The organism is Actinosynnema sp. NPDC037264 (assembly GCF_055603705.1).
This window is the reverse complement of sequence record NZ_JBVJVK010000009.1, coordinates 72,574-91,801: the sequence shown is the minus strand read 5'-3', so window position 1 is coordinate 91,801 and position 19,228 is coordinate 72,574. Positions and strand designations below refer to the sequence as shown.

Below are 19,228 nucleotides of genomic sequence, written 5' to 3'. Positions count from 1 at the left end.
CCAGTCTCACACGTCCGGTTCGGCGACCTGCTTCCGACCACGGGTGCGCACGGCGAGCACGGTCTGGCGCACGGCGTCGAGCAGCAGCACGCCCGCGACCGTGACGAGGCCCACGGACGCGCCGATCCAGTTGCCCCGGAAGCGGGTGGACTCGAGCGGCGGGTGGTCGGGCACGGGGTAGCTGTAGTGCACGACGCCCCGGTTCCAGCACCACACGGCGAACGGCACGAGCAGGGCGATGAGCACCACCTCGCCGACCGCGATGAGCGCGCGTTTCGGCTGGTGCAGCGCCGGCCCGCCGGGTTCGGGCTCGGGTTCCGGCGCGGTCTCGGTCTCGACGGTGGCCGCAGTCACGTCGGTCAGCCTCTCATGCCCGCGCGGCTCGTCACCCATGTGCGGTCAGCAGCTTCGCGATCTCGGCCCGGAGCGCGTCGGCGTCCCGCGCCCAGCCCATCACCACCGAGCCGTCGGTGAGCCGGATCGGCACCGCCTCCGTGCCGCGGGGCAGGGACCAGCCGCCGCCGAGCACCTTCGCACCCGACCGGGGCTCGACGCCCTCGACCTCGTCGATCTCGCGCAGCGGCAGCTCCTCGCGGCCCTGGTGCAGGGCGACGGGCGTGAGGCGCACGGCGAACAGGCGACGGCGGCCCTGCACCCAGAGCGCCGTGGGCAGCAGCAGGAGCAGTGCGACGACGAACCACAGGAGCGGGCGGGTGGAGCCGGTCAGCGCCTCGACGGCGAACCCGAGCACGGCGAACACCGGGCCCCACAGCAGCGGCCACCAGGACGTGCCCGGTTCGGTGTACAGGGTCGGCTGGTCCACGGTCGGCTGCTCCTCGTCCGCCCTAGCCCGGGTTCCCGGAGAAGTACTGCCGCGTGCCGGGCAGGAAGCTGAACACCGACGCGGCGGCGGGCAGCGCGAGCCGCAGCACGATCACCACCCAGGACAGCGGACCGGTGTCACCGTCGCGGGCCGCGACGATCGCGGCGGCCAGGGCGAGGACGCCGATGACCAGCGCGCCGCCGCACAGGCCGAGCCGCGCGTGGTAGCTGCCGCCGAGGAGCAGGACCGCGCCCCAGACGCACGCGACGGCCAGGCACGCGCTGGTGAACAGCGCCATGATCGGGCCGAATCCGGCGATCGCGCCGTCCTCGGCGAGCGTGCGCGCGACCGACCCGACCGGCCAGGACAGGGCGGTCAGGACCCAGAGGACGAAGGAGACGACCACGGCGGTGGGTCGGGCCAGCGCGGCGGTGTGCTGGTCCACGTCGCGCATCTGCCCGGGGTACGGGGACTGGTACGGCGGTTGCGGGCCCGCCTGCGGGTACTCGACGGGCCGCATCGGCTGCCCGCCGTACGGGTCGAACGGCGGCTGCGTCATCTCGTCACCGACCTGGTGTACGCGTTCGAAGCGGGCAAGTACATCGCCACGAAGCCGAGCGCGCAGACGCCGAGGAACGCCCACGACCACCCCACGCCGACCAGCCAGTCCACGTACGTCACGCCGGAGGCGAACATCAGCATCGCGACGATCCCGAACGCGCCGACGGGCAGGCTGAGGACGGTGAGCAGGATGCGCGCCCAGTTCCGGCCCGAGCGCAGCTTGGCCGCGGCGAGCACGAACGGCACGGACAGCACCGCGAACCCGAGCGCGAACAGCACCGGCGTCACCCTGGCGGCCACCTCCGCCTCGCCCCTGGTCAGCGCGTCGGGCTCGGCGGCGGAGTCGTGCACGAGGTCGTCGGCGAACGCGTCCAACCCGGTGTAGAACAGGCCGGGCAGCGCGAGCACCACCAGCACCGCGCCCGCGATCCAGCTCCACGAGGCGACGGTCGCGGTGACCGGGCGACGTGGCGCGTACTCGGCCGGGCCGACCGGCGGCATGGGCGCGGGCAGCTGGAAGCCGGGCGGCAGGGGCGTGTTCGACTGCTCCTGCCCCGGCAGCTCCACGTGGTGGAAGGGCGAGGCGAACGGATCCGGTTCCGGCATGGGGTTCTCCGCAGGGGTCAGTGCTGCTTCACCCACTGTGCCGTACCGGGCAGCCAGGTGAACGCCAAACCGACACCGATCAGCAGCAGCGTCACGACGTTCACGGCGCTGGCGCCCGGCAGCACGATCCACAGCACGTGCAGCACGGCCACGCCGGTGAGCACACCGCGTGACCACCGCCTGCCGCGTCGCAGCAGCCACCCGAACAGGCCGTAGCCGATCGTGAAGGCCACCGCCACGACGGTCAGCTGGGCCAGCAGCCCCGGCACCGCCGCCGGGTCGTCGCCCGCGCGGGCGGCGGCCTGCTCGAACTCGTCCCGGCGCAGCCACAGCACCACGTTCTCCAACAGCAGGAACGCGCCGAGGGCGAGCCACACGGCGACCGCGCCGCGCACCACCGCGGGCGGCTGCGCGCTCATCCGGCTCGTTTCACCGAGTCGAAGTAGGCCTTCGAGGCGGGCAGGTACAGGGTCACCACGGCGGCGGCCACGACGAGCACGATGACCAGGCCCACCAGCGAGAACCCGACCAGGTGGTAGAGGAACACCGCCGCGCCGAGCACGGTCAGCGCGATGCGCGCCCAGTTGCGGCCCGCGCGGGCCTTCAGCGCGAAGAACACCATCAGCCCGGCCAGCACCACGCCCATGATCACGAGGAACACCAGGATCGCGGTGACGGTGGACTCCAGCTGCTCCACCGTGATGCCCGGCGTCGGCGGGGCCTTGCGCGCCTCTTCGAGGGCGGTCTCGCGCTGGGTGAGCACGAGCGCGGACGACACGACGAGCAGGATCGCGCTCGCGAGCCAGAGGAAGAAGGACAGGCGGACTTCCTTCGGCTCCGGCACGGCGGGCTGCCCGCCGGATCGGGCCAGCTCCGACTCGCTCAGCGGCGGCGGCGCCGGGGTGTAGGGCTGCTGCGGCGGCGTGTACGGCTGCTGGGGAGGCCGGTTCTCAGGGTCCTGTGGGGTGGTCACGCCTCGAGACGCTAGGGCCCGGTCAAGGTCGTTGTCCACCGCGACAGGCGGTGGGTGCAGACCTGTGACCTGCGACCTCGGGGGTGCGAGGACCGCCAGGTCAGGGGATGCGCGAGCCTGCGGGTCAGGGGATGCGACGGCCGGCGGGTCAGCGGATGCGAGAGCCGGCGGGTCAGGAGCTCCCGGGCGCGGGGCGGGTGGTGAAGTAGCGCGAGACGGAGCTCTGGTACATCAGCACCACGGCGGCCGCGTCGATCAGCATCGTGACCACGCCGAACGCCAGGTCGACGCCGCTGACGGCCAGCCCGAACGCCGCCGCGAAGCCGGACGCGGCCGCGACCAGCCGGACCACGCCGAGGAAGATCCCGACGCCGGCGATGACGGTGAGCACGATCCGCGCCCAGTTGCGGCCGCCGGCCATCCGGTTCGCCAGCAGCGTGTAGACCAGGATCAGGCCGACCGCGATCACCAGCCCGAACACGATGCCGCCGGTCGCGGCGGCGTCCAGGTCGTCCTGGCTCAGGTTCGGCTGCTGCACGCGCAGCTCGCGGATCAGCATCTCGCGGTCGGCGAGCTGCACCATGAACCGGACCACGCCGACCGCGGCGCTGAGGATGAACAGCCAGCGCGCGATGTCGACCAGCTTGGGCGGGGTCGGCTTGGGCGGCTTGGGCGGGGTCGGCCTGTTCAGCGCGTTCGTCATTCCCGGTCCAGCCAACCCGCGGCTTCGACCGCCCAGTAGGTGAGCACGATGTCCGCGCCGGCCCGGCGGATCGACGTGAGCATCTCCAGCACGGTCCGCTCGCGGTCGATCCAGCCGTTGCGGGAGGCGGCCTCGACCATCGCGTACTCGCCGGAGATCTGGTACGCCGCGACCGGGACGTCGGAGACCTCGGCGACGGCCTTGAGGACGTCGAGGTAGGGCAGCGCGGGCTTGACCATGACCATGTCGGCGCCCTCGGCGAGGTCGAGCGCGACCTCGCGCAGCGCTTCCCGGGCGTTGGCCGGGTCCTGCTGGTAGGTCTTGCGGTCGCCCTTGAGCTGGGACTCGACCGCGTCGCGGAACGGGCCGTAGAGGGCGGACGCGTACTTGGCGCTGTAGGCGAGGACGCCGGTGTCGGTGTGGCCGGCTTCGTCCAGCGCGGCGCGGATGAACCCGATCTGGCCGTCCATCATGCCGCTCGGGCCGACGACGTGCGCGCCCGCGTCGGCCTGGGCGACGGCCATCTCGCCGTAGACCTCGAGGGTGGCGTCGTTGTCCACGGCGCCGTCGGGGGTGAGGACGCCGCAGTGGCCGTGGTCGGTGAACTCGTCCAGGCAGCAGTCCGACATGAGGACGGTCGAGTCGCCGAGTTCCTGGCGGAGGTCGCGCAGGGCGGCGTTGAGGATGCCGTCCGGGTCGGTCGCGCCGGAGCCGACGGCGTCGCGCTCGGCGGGCACGCCGAACAGCATGATCCCGCCGACCCCGGCCTGTACCGCTTCCGCGGCGGCCTTGCGCAGCGACTCGCGGGTGTGCTGGAAGACGCCCGGCATGCTCTGGATCTCGGTCGGCGCGGACGCGCCTTCCTTGACGAACATGGGCAGCACCAGCTGACGCGGGCGCACGGTGGTCTCGCTGACCAGGCGGCGCATGGCCGGCGTGGTGCGCAGGCGGCGGGGGCGGTGGGATGGGAACACTGCGGCACTTCCCTGGTGGTCGGTCTGCTTTGTCGGTGCCCTGTGGTTCGGTATGCGCAAGGGGTGCTGCGGGTGGGGTACGCCTGTTTTGTTGTAAGGGTCGGGGCTGGGCCGGTTGGGGCTAGTGCGGTGCGATCAAGCCCAGGTCCGGTCCGGTCGAGCCCAGGTCCGGGTCCGGTCAAGTCCGGGTCCGATCCGGTCAAGCCCAAGTCCGGGTCCGGTCAAGCCCAGGTCCGGGTCCGGTTCGGCTCTGGCCGGCTCGATTTGACATGGGGCCCTTACGGGCACCCCAGGCAGGCCGTAGCCGGCAGGCCCGGCGGGGAAAAGCGTCCCGCCAGGCCTGCCGGCTCCGACCAGCCTAAGGCACCCGAACCCATGTCAAATCGGGCCTCGGTAGGTCGGTTCCGGGTCCGTTGGGGCCCGGTTGGTTCAGGCCGTTGCGTCCTGGGTCAGGACCTGCGCAGGCGCTTGGTCTTGCGGGGTGGGGGTAGCGCGCCTTCCGCCCGGAGTCGGGCCGCGTGCTGGGCCAGGGCGTCGACGAGGGCGGGGACGTTGGCGTCCTCCGGTTGGACGTCGACGCGGAGGCCGAACTCGCGGGCCGTTTCGGCGGTCTGCGGGCCGATGCACGCGACCAGGGTGCGGGCGTGGGGCTTGCCCGCGATGCCGACCAGGTTGCGGACCGTGGAGGACGAGGTGAAGCAGACCGCGTCGAAACCGCCCGACTTGATCATCTCGCGGGTGTCCGCGGGCGGCGGGGCGGCGCGGACCGTGCGGTAGGCCGTGACGTCGTCGATCTCCCAGCCCCGTTCGCGCAGGCCGGCCGCCAGGGTTTCGGTGGCGATGTCCGCTCGCGGGAGCAGGACTCGGTCCACCGGGTCCAGTATGTCGTCGTACGGCGGGAAGTCGGCCAGGAGGCCTTCCGAGGACTGCTCGCCGGACGGGACCAGTTCCGGGATGATGCCGAAGCTGCGGACCTTGGCGGCCGTGCTCTCGCCGACGCAGGCGATCTTCACGCCGGAGAACGCGCGGGCGTCCAGGCCGAACTCGCGGAACTTCTCCCAGACCGCGCGGACGGCGTTGGTGGAGGTGAAGACGACCCACTGGTAGCGGCCGTCGACCAGGCCCTTCACCGAGCGCTCCATCTGCGCGGGGCTGCGCGGTGGCTCGACGGAGATGGTCGGGACCTCGACCGGGATCGCGCCGTGGGAGTGCAGCCGGTCGCTCATCGCGCCCGCCTGCTCCTTGGTGCGCGGGACGAGGACGCGCCAGCCGTACAGCGCGCGGGACTCCCACCAGGAGAGCTTGGGCCGGCCGGCCACGGCGGCGCCGACGGTGACGACCAGCGGGCCGCCCAGGTCGCCCGCGTCGGCGGCCAGGGAGGCGAGCGTGGTGTCCACGGTGCGCTGGCCGAAGCCGGTGCCGTCGCAGGTCACCGCGACCGGGGTCTGCGGGGCCAGGCCGTTCTCGACGAGCGAGGACGCGGCCTCGGCCAGGTGGCCGCCGGTGGCGTGCAGGACGAGCGTCCCCGGCGCGGCGGCCAGGCCGGACCAGTCGGCCACGCCCCGGACGTCGGCTTCGGTGTGGACGGCGCCCAGTGCGACGCCCGCGTAGGCGGGCACCGCGGTGCCGGCGGGGACGCCGGGCACCACGTCGAACGCGATCGTGGTCTTGGAGACGGCCTGGGCCTCCTTCACCACGGAGTCCAGGGTCAGCGGGTCGCCGGCTACGAGGCGGACCACGGCGTGGCCGTTCTTCGCCTCGGCGACCAGGTCCTTCGCGACGTCGGCGGGATCGCCCACGGCGGGTCGCACCTCGACGCCGTCGGGTACCAGCGCCACCACCTCGGCCGGGACGTCCGGGTCCGTGACCACGAGCTCCGCCTTGTGGAGCAGGTCGCGGGCCCGGACCGTGAGCAGCCCGGTGTCGCCCGGACCTGAGCCGACGAACGCGACTCGGCCGGGGGTCTTGCGTGCGCGGGTCATCAGGGCACTCCCCATCAACTACGCCCCGCCGGCGACGCGGTGGCGTGGCCGGAGAGGTCGAGCAACTCGGCGGCCAGCGCGCGGCCGAGTTCCTCTGCTGCGGTCAAGTCACCGGTGGCGGACGCACGGAGGAGGTCGCCGTCCTCCGTCGCCATGACCCCGCGCAGGGACAGGCGGAGAACCACGGTCCCGTCGTCGCTGAGGTCTTCCACCACATCGGCCAGTGCGCCGACCGGCGCGCTGCAGCCTGCCTCGAGCGCGGCCAGGAGGGCACGCTCGGCGGCGACAGCGGCCCTACTGGCCGAATCGTCCAAAGTGGACTGGAGGAGGTGTTCGGCGTCGACGTCGTCGACCCGGCACTCCACTGCGAGGGCGCCCTGCGCGGGCGCGGGGAGCATCTGGATGGGCTCCAAGGTCTCGGTGATCTCGGCGGTGCGGCCGAGGCGGGCGATGCCGGCGCGGGCGAGCACGACGGCGTCCAGCTCGCCGTTCGCCACCTTGCGGATGCGGGTGTCGACGTTGCCGCGGAGCGCGACCACCTCGATGCCCAGTCCGAGGGCGTTGAGCTGCGCGGCGCGGCGGGGTGAGCCGGTGCCCACCTTCGCGCCGGTCGGCAGCTCGCCCAGGGTCAGGCCGTCACGGGCGACCAGCGCGTCGCGCGGGTCCTCCCGCGGCGGGACCGCGGCCAGCGACAGACGCGGGTCGGGCGCCGTGGGCAGGTCCTTGTAGGAGTGCACGGCCACGTCGATCTCGCCGTTCGCGAGCGCGTCGCGCAGCGCCGAGGTGAACACCCCGATGCCGATCTCGGCGATGGGTGCGGACGAGCGGTCACCGGGCGTGGAGATCGTGACGATCTCCACGTTCGCGCCCGCGTCGCGCAGCGCGTCGGCCACGTGGCCGGTCTGCGCGAGCGCGAGGGCGCTGCCGCGGGTGCCGATCCTCAGGGTGCGGTTCACCGCTTCTCACCTTTGGGTTGCGTCGAATGGGGGGTGCTGACGGCGGACGGCGCCTGCGGGTCGAGCCCGAACAGCTCGCGCAGCGCCTCGGCGTACCCGGCCCCACCGGGCGACGCGGCCAGCTCCTTCACCCGCACGGTGGGGGTGTGCAGGAGCTTGTCCACCACCCGGCGCACGGTCTTGGCCAGCTCGTCGCGGACCGGGGCGGGCAGCTCGGGCAGCCGCGAGTCCAGGCGCAGCAGTTCGGCGTCCACCACCTCGGCGGCACGCTTGCGCAGCGCCGTCACGGTGGGCGTGACCCCGGCCGAGCGCTGCCCGGCCAGGTAGGCGCGGACCTCCTCGGCCACGATCTCCGCCGCGCGCAGCGTGCCCTGCCCGGTCGGGGCGTCGGACAGCCTGCGCTGCAGGGTCTCCAGGTCGACCACGCGGACGCCGTCGAGCAGCGTCGCGGCGGGGTCCACGTCCTTGGGCAGGCCGAGGTCGCAGACGACCAGCGGCCGGTCCGGGGCGCGGTCGCCGATGTGCTCCGCGCCGACGACCGTGCCGACGGAGCCGGTGCACGCGAACAGCACGTCGGCCTTGGCGACCTCGTCGGCGAGGCCGGCCAGGCCGGTCGAGGTGGCGTTGACGCCGTCCGCGCGCAGGGCCGTGGCCAGGCGTTCGCCGTTGGCGGGCGTCCGGTTGGCGATCACGACCTCGCCGATGCCCGCGCGGCGCAGGTGGGCGGCGGCCAGGCCGCCCATGGAGCCCGCGCCGACGATGAGGGCGGTGCGGCCTTCGAGGCCACCGAGGGCGGTCGCCGCGTCGGCGAGCGCTTCGGAGACGACGGACGCGCCCGCGTGGTCGATGTCGGTCTCGGTGTGCACGCGCTTGCCGACCCGCAGCGCGTGCTGGATCAGCTCGTGCAGCGTGCGGCCGACCACGCCGTGCTCGTCGGCGGCGTTGTAGGAGTTGCGCAGCTGGCCCAGGATCTGGGCCTCGCCGACCACCATCGAGTCCAGGCCGCCCGCCACCGAGAACAGGTGCTCGACCGCGGCGGCGGAGTAGTGCACGTACAGGTGTTCGAACAGGTCGGCGGGCTCGGCCCCGGCTTGCCGGGCGAGCACCTCCACGACCTCGTTCATGCCGCCGTGGAACGTTTCGACGACCGCGTACACCTCGACCCGGTTGCACGTCGACAGCAGCACGGCCTCGGACACGCTCGGTGCCTTCAGCAGCTGGTCGAGGACCTTGCCGCGGTCGGCGTCGGCGACCGCGACGCGCTCCAGCACGGGGACCGGGGTGGTCCGGTGTGACAGACCGACGACGAGCACGCTCATGCGCACCCCTCGCCAGGGCTCGGTGTGACAAGACCGTGGCACGCTGTGTCGAACGACTCGCTCGCAAGCTCGCTCGTCATACCGCCGTCACCACCGACCGGCTCACTACCCGCACGATCACGGGCGAATCACCACCCCGTCCACACCGATGCCGTTGACCACGTCACCGGCGGCCTCGTCAGCCCGTCGCGCGACGTGGAACGACAGGATCTGCATCTCGACCGCCAGGTCGACCTTGCGCACTTCGACGTAGTCCGGCACTTGGAGCACGACGGGTGCGAAGTTCAGGATGCACTGGACTCCGGCGGATACCAAACGGTCGCAGACGGCCTGAGCTGCCTGTGGGGGTGTCGCGATGACCCCGATCGAGACCTCGCGCTCCGCGCAGACGGACGTGATGTCGTCGATGTGGTCGACCGGGATGCCGCCTACCGGCACTCCCGTCAGGTCCGGGTCGATGTCGAACAGCGCGGCGACCGGGAAGCCCCGGCTGGGGAAACCGCCGTAGTTGGCCAGCGCGTGACCAAGATTACCGATGCCGACGACCGCGACCGAGTGCTTGCGGGTGAGGCCGAGGATCCGCTCGATGTGGCTGACGAGCACCTCGACGTCGTAGCCGACGCCGCGGGTGCCGTACGAGCCGATGTAGGACAGGTCCTTGCGGAGCTTGGCCGAGTTGACCCCGGCCGCGCCCGCGAGCTCCTCGCTGGAGATGGTCGTCACGCCCTGCTCGACCATGCCCGAGAGGACGCGGAGGTAGACCGCGAGGCGCGCCACGGCCGCCTCGGGGATCGCGCGTGCCCGCTCCCGGACGTCGGCGGGCGCTTCGGCACCGGTCTCCCCTGGGCGGGTCACGACACCGTCACCCTCGCCCCGCTGAGCCGCCACGCTGGAACTCCTCGACATCCGTCGCACTGACCCGCCGGGTATCGCCACCAGCGGAGTGATACACCCACCGTACCGCTTGTGAACGCTTGCACAAAGTCGACGGCCGGCCGCCCGACCACCGCGAGCGCCCCTCGGTGAAAAGGGGCGTCGCGCCTTCCGGTGGATACGAGGAGACGTGGCTCACCTTGGGGTGAACTTCACGGGAGCGGCGTGTCACGCCGCCGAGCGGCCTCACGGCTCCCCACCCGTTCGGGTGATCTAGGCGACGGTGAAGAAGACGGAGTGCCAGCCGGTCGCGCCGTCGGGGATCGGGGCGAGGCGGGCCTGCGGCTGGGTGAAGCCGGCCTGGTCCGTGGCACGCGACTCGATCGTGTGACCGCCGGGCGCCAGGTCGAGCTCGACGCGCCACATGCGCCACGTCGAGCCGTTCACCTCGTCGGACAGGGTCGCGGTCCGCCACGGGCCGTTGTCGACCCGGACCTCGACCCGCCCCACGCCGGTCGGCTGGGCCCACGCCACGCCCGTGGCCACGACCCGGCCGGAGACCTTCGACCGGACCTCCGGGCGGTCGATCCGGGACATCACCTTGACCGGCGCGTCCCGCGCCCAACCGCGGTCCAGCCAGTAGCCGCGCTTCGCCTCGAACGTGGTCAGCTCCAGGTCGACGACCCACTTCGTGGCCGAGACGTAGCCGTAGAGGCCGGGCACGACCAGGCGGGCCGGGAAGCCGTGCTCCAGCGGCAGCGGCTCGCCGTTCATGCCCAGCGCGATCAGCGCGCCCCGATCGGGCTCCATGACCACGTCGACCGGCGAACCCGCCGTCCAGCCGTCGGCGCTGGTGGAGAACAGCTGGTCGGCGCCCCGGCCGACGCCCGCCTCCAGCAGCACGTCGCGCAGCGGCACGCCGACGAAGTTCGCGGTGGAGATGTAGGGCCCGCCGACCTCGTTGGACACGCAGACCATGGTGATCGTGCGTTCGACCAGGTCACGGCGGCGCAGGTCGTCGTAGCGGAGGTTGAGCTCGCGGTCGACCAGGCCGTGCACGCGCAGCACCCAGTCCTCGGCGCGCACCCGCGGCACGCTCAGCGCGGTGTCGATCCGGTAGAAGTCGGCGTTCGGCGTGATCAAGGCGGGGGTGCCCTCGGCGGCGAAGTCCGCGCCCGGCGGGAGGGGCGGCGCGGGCGAGGCGGGTTCGAGCGCGCCGACGGCCCGTCGTGACGCCTCGACGTCCACCCGGCCGCCGGCGAACTGCCCGACCAGGGCGGCCAGGCCGGCGCCCGCCGCCGTCGCGCCCGAGGCGACGAGGAACGCGCGCCTGCCGACCGCGGGTTCGGCGGGGTTGAGCGCCTTGGCGTGCAGCCACCGGAAGACCACGACGCCGGCGGCCAGGGCCGCGACGGGCGCGAGGACGCCGAGTTGGCCCAGGTCGGGGCGGTAGAGCGCGGCGGCGACGCCCAGGAGGCCGAGGACGACGGCGAGGACCGTGCCCGGCAGTGGCGAGCGGCGCGACAGCAGGCCGGCGGCGACGGCGGCGGCCGCCAGCACGACCGCCATGCCCAGCAGCAGCACGAGCTTGTCGTGGGTCCCGAACGCCCGGACCGCGAAGTCCTTCAGCGCGCTCGGCGTGAAGTCGATCGCGGTGTTGCCGACCGCGAGGAACGGCGAGGCCGACGGCCCGACCACGCCCGCGACGAGGTGCCCGGCGGCGAGCGCGGCGGCCACGCCGAGGAGTCCGACGAGGGCGGCGGTCGAGCGGTTCATGTGCTCAATTCGACACCCTCGCGACGCCGGCCGGCCGATTCCGTAAGCGGCCGGTAATCCTCAGCGCAGGGCCGCGCGCAGGCGGTCCTCCTCGACCGACCAGTACCCGTGCTCCTCGCCGTCGACGAGGATCACCGGCACCCGGTCGCCGTACTCGGCGCGCAGCTCGCGGTCGGCGTCGACGTCCCGCACGTCCCACGGCACGCCCAGCTCGCCGCAGATCCGCTCCAGGTCGGCTTTGGCCTGGTCGCAGGCGTGGCAGTCGACCCGGCTCATCAAGGTGACGTGGTGGCTCACGACGTTCAGGCTAGGGGTAGGCGCAGCCGGGCCCGCGCGAGCTTGCCGGTCGGCGAGTGCGGGAGGGTGGCGGCGAACTCGACCACGGTCGGCACCTTGAACTTCGCCAGCCGGCCGGCGCAGTGGTCCTTCACCGCGTCCTCGGTGAGCTCCGCGCCGTCGGCGGGCACCACGACGACCTTCACCGACTCGCCGGTCCGCTCGTCCGGCACGCCGACCGCCGCCGCCTCGGCCACGCCGGCCAGCTCGGACAGCACCTGCTCGACCTCGTGCGGGTAGACGTTGAAGCCGTTGACGATGATCAGGTCGCCTGCCCGGTCGACCAGGTGCAGGTCGCCGTCGGCGTCGAGGTAGCCGACGTCGCCGGTGCGGAACCAGCCCTCGGCGTCCGGCCCGTGCGCGCCGTCCGGCCAGTAGCCGCTGAACAGGTTGTCGCCCTTGGCCGCGACCAGGCCGGTGCCGGGCTCGTCCTCGTCCTGGTCGAGCGGTCGGCCGTCGGTGTCGACCAGCCGGATCAGCACGCCGGGCAGCGCACGGCCGACCGAACCCGCCTTGGGCACGCCGCCGGCCAGGGTCGTGGTCAGCACGGGGCCGGTCTCGGTCAGGCCGTAGCCCTCGTAGACGGGCAGGCCGACGGCGTCGCGCATGGCGTCGAGCAGGCCGGCCGCCAGGGGCGCGGCGCCGGAGGTGAACAGGCGGACGGTGGCCAGGTCCTCGCGGAGCCGTTCGACGGGGTTGGCCAGGATCGCCGCGTACATCGGCGGCACGCCGACCAGCGTGGTCACCCGGTGCTCGCGGATCGCGGTCAACGCCTGGTCCGGGTCGAACCGCTCCAGCAGCACGGCGGTCGCGCCCGCGCCCGCCACCTGGAGCAGGCCGGGGCCCAGGCCGTAGACGTGGAACAGCGGTAGCGCGAGCAGCACCCGGTCGCCCGCCGTCACCGGCGCGGGGCGCAGGGAGGCGCACTGCTCGACGTTGGCCAGCAGCGCCCGGTGCGACAGCATCGCGCCGCGCGGCGAGCCGGACGTGCCGGAGGTGTAGCCGAGCACGGCCAGGTCCTCGCCCGAGCCGATCGCGGCGAACTCCTCGCCCGGCTCCATCGTCGGCGCCGGCAGCACCTCGACGTCCGCGCCGCCGCCGTCGCCGATGAGCAGCTTCGCGCCGCTGTCGGCGACCAGGCGCTGCAGCTCGCGCGTCGGCTGGCCCGGCCCGGCGGGCACCAGCACGCCGCCCGCGCGGAGCACGCCGAACACGGCCACGCAGAACTCCGGACCGGTCGGCAGCCGCACCACCACCCGGTCGCCCGGTTCGACACCCGCTCGGACGAGCCGGTGCGCCTCGCCGTCCACGGCGGCGTCGAACTCGGCCCAGGTGTAGCTGTTCGCAGTCGTGACATCCACCAGCGCGGCATGCTTGGGTCCACGGTGCGCGGAGGCGCGAACCAGGTCGGCGATGTTGCTTGCGGATGCGGTCAACGTGACCTCCTGGTGAACCACGGCGGACCTCAGCGCAGTCTGTCACGCGCGGGCGGCGTCACGCATTGCCTCCATCCGCGTCGCAGATTCGAGACCACTTGCCGCTACCTACTACGGAGTAACAACACGTATGCTGCCGGCACGGCGACCCTGTGGAGGTGCCGCGAGCCGATGACCGCACGGGCACGCGAGAACTCCGTCCGAACCATCCGGACGCTCCGGTCGAGGTGGAGCGCGGGAGGGCAGTCCAGCACGATCGAGAGCGTGGAGAGCAACGCGGCCGACGAGCCGTGGAACCTGGTCCGCGCCGCTCAGGGCGGCGACACGGACGCGTTCGGCGCGCTGTACGACCGGTACGTCGACGTGGTCTACCGGTACGTGCTCTTCCGCGTCGGCGACCGCACCCTCGCCGAGGACGTGACCAGCGAGACGTTCCTCCGCGCGCTGCGCAGCATCGGGTCCATCAGCTACCAGGGCCGCGACGTCGGCGCCTGGTTCGTCACGATCGCGCGGAACATCGTCTTCGACCACGTGAAGTCCAGCCGCTACCGGCTGGAGATCACGACGGCCGAACTGGCGGACAACCGCGAGGTCACGGACGGTCCCGAGCAGGAAGTCCTGACCGACGCGACCAACGCCGAACTGCTCCGCTGTGTAGCCCAACTGGGTGACGATCAACGTGAGTGCATCACCCTCCGCTTCATCCAGGGCTTGTCCGTGGCGGAGACGGCCGCGAGGATGGGTCGCAACGAGGGCGCCATCAAGGCCCTGCAACACCGGGCGGTGCGCCGGTTGGCCCAACTGCTGCCCACGTGGCTGCGGTGAGATCACCGTCGCACCACTCGGCGTTCGCGTAACCCCGGGACCTCCCGGTTCGTTGTTCGGGGCAGGATCGCTCGAGACGTGCGGGATGGTTGGCCAAGCGGGATGGCAGGCAAAGGGATCACGCCGCTGCGGCGGCACAGGCAGCGCGAGCAGTTCGCCCGCGCGGTCGACGCGCATCCCGGGTCCGCGCCGCCCGAGGGCGACGAGTTCGCCGACGAGCTGGCCGTGGTGGCGCTCCTGCGGAAAGCCGCAGTCACCTCGGGCCCGGACGAGGCCGCCAGAGCGCGGATGCGGGCACGCGTGCTCGGCGCGGCCGAGCCGCCGCCCACCAAGCTCGACCGGCCCGTCCGGGAGCGCCGCACCGGAGCGCGCGGTCGATTAGCGGTGGCCCTCGCCGCCGCGCTGTGCCTGCTGTTCTCGCTGGCCGGGATGAGCCTGCTGCTCAGCCGGGACGCGTTGCCGGGCGAAGCGCTGTACGGCGTCAAGCGCACCGCCGAGTCGGCCTCGCTCGGCCTCACCTTCGGCGAGGAGTCGAAGGGCTACAAGCGCCTGGAGTTCGCCGCCGCGCGCGTCGCCGAGATCGAGACCATGGTCGACCGGTACCGCGAGTCCGGCGGCGGGCCGCTCGGCGGCTACCTGACCGCGCTGACCGACTTCGACGCCGACGCCGCGGCCGGTTCCCGCGTGCTGGCCGCGCTCGGCTCGAACTCCGACCAGCGCGCCCTCGAGGAGCTGCGCGACTGGGCGGGCTCCCAGGCCACCCGACTGGCCGAGCTGCGGGCGTCGCTGCCCACCGAGGCCGCCGACCGCGCCGGCACGTCGCTCGACCTGCTCGACCGGATCGCCGAACGCGCGTCCGCGCTGCACGCCCGGGTCGACTGCGTGTCCGTGACGTCGGGGCAGGTCGACCAGGTCGGACCGGTGCCCGCCGAGGACGCGTGCGCGGCCCGGCCCGTCGACCCCGGCACCACGCCGACCGACCAGCCGTCCGCGCCGCCGTCCACCACCGCGGTCGCGCCCACCACGTCCGGCAACGCGCCGGGCGGCACCAGCGCACCGGGCACCGTGCCGGGCACCACGGCGGGCTCGACGCCGTCCGCGCCGAGCACCACGACCACCGGACCGCTGCTCCCGCTGCCCACGTTGACCCTCCCGTCGCTGCCGCTGCCCGGCCTCAGCGGCTGATCGCTACCCTGTCCCCATCGGACCGCGGGAGGCGCTGACGTGGTGAAAAGGCGTGTGGTGGAGGGCTCGGCGGAACGGGAGCGGCGTGCCGCGCTGGCCGGCGAGGCCTCAGCCGAGGCCGCGTCGACGGTCGGGCCGTCCGGGAGCGCGCCCACCGACCTCACCGCCGCCGCCTTCTTCGACGTCGACAACACCATGATGATGGGCGCGTCGATCTTCCACTTCGCCCGCGGCCTCGCCGCCCGCAAGTACTTCAAGAACTCCGACCTGGCCGGGTTCGCGTGGCAGCAGCTCAAGTTCCGCGTCGGCGGCCGGGAGGACCCGCAGAGCGTGGCGGCGTCCCGCGAGCAGGCGCTGTCGTTCGTGGCCGGCCGGTCGGTGGCGGAGCTGATCTCGCTCGGCGAGGAGATCTACGACGAGCTCATGGCAGACCGGATCTGGGCGGGCACGCAGGCGTTGGCGCAGATGCACCTGGACGCCGGCCAGCGGGTGTGGCTGGTGACGGCGACGCCGGTGGAGCTGGCGCAGATCATCGCGCGGCGACTCGGCCTGACCGGCGCGCTGGGCACGGTGTCGGAGCACACGGACGGCATCTACACCGGCCGGTTGGTCGGCGACCTGCTGCACGGCCGGGCGAAGGCGCACGCGGTGCGGGCGCTGGCCGCCAAGGAAGGCCTCGACCTGCGCCGGTGCACGGCGTACTCGGACTCGGTCAACGACGTGCCGATGCTCTCGGTGGTCGGCACGGCGGTCGCCGTGAACCCGGACTCCGGCCTGCGCGAAACGGCCCGCAAGCGCGGCTGGGAAATCCGCGACTTCCGCACCGGCCGCAAGGCCGCGAAGATCGGCGTCCCCTCCGTCCTCGGCGCGGGCGCCCTGGCCGGCGCCATCGCCGCCACCCTGGCCTACCGCCGCCGCGACCGCTGACCCCGCCGTCTCACACACCTCAGCCACCGCGACCGCTTCACGGACCCCCCCGCCCGCCGCGATCACCGTCCTCTGACATCGCCTGACCTGGAGGGACCACGGCCCGCCACCCTATGGGGACAGTGCCGATCTTCCTCAAAAACGAGGGCTTCGTGTCATCCCGCCGACCTGGCGCAGCCCTACCGCACGTGTCAAGGGGGGCGCCGTCCAGCGATACCCCCAACTTCCACTGCGGGCGCCCCCCTTGATACGTGTGGTAGCCCTTGTGGAGGTCGGCGGGATGACACGAAACCCGGACCAACAACGGACCCGGCACAGAACCACCCACCGGCCGTCATCCTGCTGATCTGCCCGTCCGGCGAGGACTCTCTTGCTCTTTAACGCCCTTCGAGCCCTTCAGGGCTCGCTCTCTCCGAAGCCCTTCGGGCCCTCCCAGGGCTCCCTCCCAGGGCTCCCTCCCAGGACTCCCTCTCAGGCTCTCCTCACCCCAAAAAGACGTTCCGCCGCTGCGTGAGCAACCTGTACAGCGTCTGCTGGATCGTCTCGCGCACCTGATCGGTCAGGTTGAACACCAGCATCGGGTCGTCCGCCGCGTGCTCGCCGTAGACGTCCGTCCGGATCGGCTCGCCGAACTCGATGTACCACTTCGACGGCAACGGGATCGCGCCGAGCGGGCCCAGGAGCGGGAAGAACGGCGTCACCGGGAAGTAGGGGAAGCCGAACAGCCTGGCCAGCGCCTTGATGTCGCCGATCTTCGGGTAGATCTCCTCCGCACCGACGATCGAGCAGGGGATGATCGGCACACCGGTGTTCAACGCCGCCGACACGAACCCGCCCCGGCCGAACCGCTGGAGCTTGTACCGGTCCTTGAACGGCTTGCCGATGCCCTTGAACCCCTCCGGCCACACGCCGACCAGCTCGCCGGACCTGAGCAGGCGTTCCGCGTCCGGGTTGCACGCCAGCGTCTGCCCCGACTTGCGCGCCAGCGCGCCGAGCACCGGCGTCTTGAACACCAGGTCGGCGCCGAGCATCCGCAGGTGGCGGCGCTTCGGGTGGTCCGCGCGCACCGCGTACGCCGTCATCGTGGCGTCCAGCGGCAGGGTGCCGGAGTGGTTGGCGACGATCAGCGCGCCGCCCTCGCCCGGGACGTTGTGCATCCCGATCGTCTCCACCCGGAACCACTTCTCGTACAGCGGCTTGAGCGGCGGCATCAGGACGTTGTCGGTCAGGTCGGGGTCGAAGCCGAACTCGTCGACCTCGTAATCACCCTGGATGCGCCTGCGGGCGAACGCCAGCACCTCCGCCAGGCGCTGCTCCCAACCCTCCCTCGCCCTCTCCCCGCCAGACTCCGACACGACCGGCTCCGACTCCGACACCGCCGGCTCCGACGACTCCGACACCGACGACCCGGAGGCGACCGGCTCCGACACGGACTGCTCCGACACCGCCGGCTCCGGCACCACGACCGGCGTGGGCGCCGGCGCGTGCTCGGCGGCACGCCGTCGTCGGGGACCCTCCCGGTCCGCACCGTGCAGCGGGATCACCCGTGCCTCTGCCACGCGTCCACCTCCTCGCCGGTCAGCGGAACCGGGCGGCCAGGTCGAGCACACCCCGCTCGACCGATGCCACCAGTTCCGGGTCGATGAGCGGACGCAACGCGCGCCCGCTCACGTAGTCGTCGAACGCCTGCTGCGTAGTCCACCTCGGCGTGAACCCGAACTCACGCTTCAGCAGCGTCGTGTCCATCACCCGGCCCCAGTTCAGGAACCTCATCTGGTCCGGTGAGAAGTCCACCAGCCTGGCGCTGCGGAACAACCGGCCCATCGTCGGCACCGCCGCGCTCGGCACGGGCAGGCTCACCCGCCCCGCCCGGCGGATGGCCTGCGACAGCATCAGCACGCCGTCACCGCCCACGTTGTAGACGCCGGGCAGGTCGTGCAGCGTGGCCCGTTCCAGCACGGCCAGCGCGTCCTCGGAGTGCAGCAACTGCACCCTGGCGTCGTAACCCATCACCGTCGGCACGACGGGCAGGGCGAAGTACCTGGTCAGGACCGTGTCGATGCGGGGGCCGATGAAGTTGCTGAACCTCAGCGAGGTGACGTCCACGTCCGGCCGGCGGCGCGCGAACCCGCGCACGTAGCCCTCGACCTCGACCGCGTCCTTGGCGTACCCGCTGGACGGCAGGTCCTTGGGGCCCATGTCCTCGGTGAACACCGCCGGGTCGCGCGAGCTGGACCCGTACACCGCGCTGGTCGACTTGACCACCAGCTTGCGCACGTGCGGCGACTTCTGGCACGCGGCCAGCAGCTGCATCGTGCCGATGACGTTCATCTCCTTCATCACGGTCCGCCCGCTGGGGCCGGCCGGGTTCGCCGTCACCGACGCGTGCACGACCGTGTCGACCTGCGCGGTGGCGATGACCTTCGCGATGAGGGGGTTGCGGATGTCGGCGCGCACGAACTCGGCGCGGCCCATGCGGCGCAGCAGGTCGCGCGACGGCGGTTCGGTGTCCACGCCGAGCACGCGTTCGACATCGGGGTTCGCCGCGAAGCGCGCGGCGAGGTGACCGCCGAGGTACCGGCTGCAACCGGTGACGAGAACGACCTTGGGCGCCATGCGACTCCCTGTGCGGGTGGTGCGACTCGACGATGCTAACCGGGAACCGGCGCCCGCGATCGGTCGCGGAACGTCGTCTTGACGCAGGTCACCGAGGCTTTACCGGTGAATCACCCGGATGGCGGGATGACACCCGGATCGCGCCCGGGCGGCGCGGAACGAAGACACCGCCAGTCCCGCGACCGGTGTGGCCGGGGACTGGCGGTGCTAGAACCCGCAGGGGCTACTTGCCGCGCTTCCTGCGCTGGACCCGCGTCTTGCGCAGCAACTTGCGGTGCTTCTTCTTCGACATGCGCTTGCGGCGCTTCTTGATGACCGAGCCCATGCGGGTTCCTTCACTACTAGACGTTGGTGGTC

Annotated in this window: 21 protein-coding genes; 3 read left to right on the top strand and 18 right to left on the bottom strand. The window is 72.6% G+C overall.

The genetic code is table 11. From position 1 onward, the window contains the following. Positions 1-6: 6 nt before the first annotated feature. The 15 genes from ACZ7GX_RS13650 to ACZ7GX_RS13580 form a co-directional block, all read right to left on the bottom strand. A complete protein-coding gene (locus tag ACZ7GX_RS13650; RefSeq protein ID WP_498776340.1) occupies positions 7-354 on the bottom strand; it encodes a hypothetical protein in 348 nt (115 codons plus the stop codon). Between the two features lie 31 nt (positions 355-385). Beyond that, positions 386-823 (bottom strand): transport-regulating membrane protein Mce1N, encoded by a 438-nt coding sequence (gene mce1N / locus ACZ7GX_RS13645; RefSeq protein WP_498776338.1) that lies wholly within the window; start codon positions 821-823, stop codon positions 386-388. Positions 824-845: 22 nt separating this feature from the next. Next, positions 846-1,382: a hypothetical protein gene (locus ACZ7GX_RS13640; RefSeq protein WP_498776336.1), complete on the bottom strand. Its 537-nt coding sequence runs from the start codon at positions 1,380-1,382 to the stop codon at positions 846-848. Then, positions 1,379-1,990, bottom strand: coding sequence for a hypothetical protein (locus tag ACZ7GX_RS13635; protein WP_498776334.1), 612 nt, complete (start codon positions 1,988-1,990; stop codon positions 1,379-1,381). Before ACZ7GX_RS13635 ends, ACZ7GX_RS13640 begins: the two co-directional genes overlap by 4 nt. Before the next feature lie 17 nt (positions 1,991-2,007). Further along, the gene (locus ACZ7GX_RS13630) at positions 2,008-2,409 is read right to left on the bottom strand and encodes a hypothetical protein (RefSeq protein ID WP_498776332.1); all 402 of its coding nucleotides are present in this window, start codon (positions 2,407-2,409) and stop codon (positions 2,008-2,010) included. Then, positions 2,406-2,963: a hypothetical protein gene (locus tag ACZ7GX_RS13625; protein ID WP_498776330.1), complete on the bottom strand. Its 558-nt coding sequence runs from the start codon at positions 2,961-2,963 to the stop codon at positions 2,406-2,408. The genes ACZ7GX_RS13630 and ACZ7GX_RS13625 overlap by 4 nt, the downstream gene beginning before the upstream one ends. A gap of 172 nt (positions 2,964-3,135) precedes the next feature. Next, entirely contained in the window at positions 3,136-3,666 is a 531-nt protein-coding gene (locus ACZ7GX_RS13620; protein ID WP_498776328.1) for a hypothetical protein, read from the bottom strand. Continuing rightward, positions 3,663-4,640 carry a porphobilinogen synthase gene (hemB, locus tag ACZ7GX_RS13615; RefSeq protein ID WP_498776326.1) on the bottom strand — a complete coding sequence of 326 codons (978 nt, stop codon included), beginning with the start codon at positions 4,638-4,640 and terminating at the stop codon, positions 3,663-3,665. Before hemB ends, ACZ7GX_RS13620 begins: the two co-directional genes overlap by 4 nt. A gap of 449 nt (positions 4,641-5,089) precedes the next feature. Further along, a complete protein-coding gene (locus ACZ7GX_RS13610) occupies positions 5,090-6,622 on the bottom strand; it encodes a bifunctional uroporphyrinogen-III C-methyltransferase/uroporphyrinogen-III synthase (RefSeq protein ID WP_230566384.1) in 1,533 nt (510 codons plus the stop codon). A 14-nt stretch (positions 6,623-6,636) separates the two neighbouring features. Beyond that, positions 6,637-7,578: a hydroxymethylbilane synthase gene (gene hemC / locus ACZ7GX_RS13605; protein WP_498776324.1), complete on the bottom strand. Its 942-nt coding sequence runs from the start codon at positions 7,576-7,578 to the stop codon at positions 6,637-6,639. Then, positions 7,575-8,897, bottom strand: a complete 1,323-nt coding sequence (locus tag ACZ7GX_RS13600; protein ID WP_498776322.1) for a glutamyl-tRNA reductase — start codon at positions 8,895-8,897, stop codon at positions 7,575-7,577. The genes hemC and ACZ7GX_RS13600 overlap by 4 nt, the downstream gene beginning before the upstream one ends. Positions 8,898-9,014: 117 nt before the next feature. Further along, the gene (locus tag ACZ7GX_RS13595; RefSeq protein WP_230566381.1) at positions 9,015-9,785 is read right to left on the bottom strand and encodes a redox-sensing transcriptional repressor Rex; all 771 of its coding nucleotides are present in this window, start codon (positions 9,783-9,785) and stop codon (positions 9,015-9,017) included. A 258-nt stretch (positions 9,786-10,043) separates the two neighbouring features. Continuing rightward, positions 10,044-11,546 carry a molybdopterin-dependent oxidoreductase gene (locus ACZ7GX_RS13590; protein WP_498776319.1) on the bottom strand — a complete coding sequence of 501 codons (1,503 nt, stop codon included), beginning with the start codon at positions 11,544-11,546 and terminating at the stop codon, positions 10,044-10,046. A gap of 60 nt (positions 11,547-11,606) precedes the next feature. Further along, a complete protein-coding gene (locus ACZ7GX_RS13585; RefSeq protein ID WP_498776317.1) occupies positions 11,607-11,843 on the bottom strand; it encodes a glutaredoxin family protein in 237 nt (78 codons plus the stop codon). A gap of 5 nt (positions 11,844-11,848) precedes the next feature. Then, positions 11,849-13,318, bottom strand: coding sequence for an AMP-binding protein (locus ACZ7GX_RS13580; RefSeq protein WP_498776315.1), 1,470 nt, complete (start codon positions 13,316-13,318; stop codon positions 11,849-11,851). A gap of 171 nt (positions 13,319-13,489) precedes the next feature. Between ACZ7GX_RS13580 and ACZ7GX_RS13575 the strand changes: the two genes are divergently transcribed. The 3 genes from ACZ7GX_RS13575 to ACZ7GX_RS13565 all read left to right on the top strand — a co-directional run bounded on the left by ACZ7GX_RS13575 (position 13,490) and on the right by ACZ7GX_RS13565 (position 16,255). Further along, positions 13,490-14,143 carry a sigma-70 family RNA polymerase sigma factor gene (locus ACZ7GX_RS13575; protein WP_498776314.1) on the top strand — a complete coding sequence of 218 codons (654 nt, stop codon included), beginning with the start codon at positions 13,490-13,492 and terminating at the stop codon, positions 14,141-14,143. Between the two features lie 102 nt (positions 14,144-14,245). Further along, positions 14,246-15,328, top strand: a complete 1,083-nt coding sequence (locus tag ACZ7GX_RS13570; protein WP_498776311.1) for a DUF5667 domain-containing protein — start codon at positions 14,246-14,248, stop codon at positions 15,326-15,328. A gap of 39 nt (positions 15,329-15,367) precedes the next feature. After that, complete coding sequence (locus tag ACZ7GX_RS13565) at positions 15,368-16,255, top strand: HAD family hydrolase (RefSeq protein WP_498776309.1); 888 nt, start codon at positions 15,368-15,370, stop codon at positions 16,253-16,255. Positions 16,256-16,737: 482 nt separating this feature from the next. Here ACZ7GX_RS13565 and ACZ7GX_RS13560 read toward each other — a convergent pair whose 3' ends face one another. The 3 genes from ACZ7GX_RS13560 to ACZ7GX_RS13550 form a co-directional block, all read right to left on the bottom strand. After that, positions 16,738-17,814, bottom strand: coding sequence for a lysophospholipid acyltransferase family protein (locus ACZ7GX_RS13560; RefSeq protein WP_498776307.1), 1,077 nt, complete (start codon positions 17,812-17,814; stop codon positions 16,738-16,740). Positions 17,815-17,833: 19 nt separating this feature from the next. Further along, entirely contained in the window at positions 17,834-18,871 is a 1,038-nt protein-coding gene (locus tag ACZ7GX_RS13555; RefSeq protein ID WP_498776306.1) for an NAD-dependent epimerase/dehydratase family protein, read from the bottom strand. Between the two features lie 223 nt (positions 18,872-19,094). Beyond that, positions 19,095-19,196, bottom strand: coding sequence for a 30S ribosomal protein bS22 (locus ACZ7GX_RS13550; protein ID WP_015105422.1), 102 nt, complete (start codon positions 19,194-19,196; stop codon positions 19,095-19,097). Positions 19,197-19,228 lie beyond the last annotated feature (32 nt).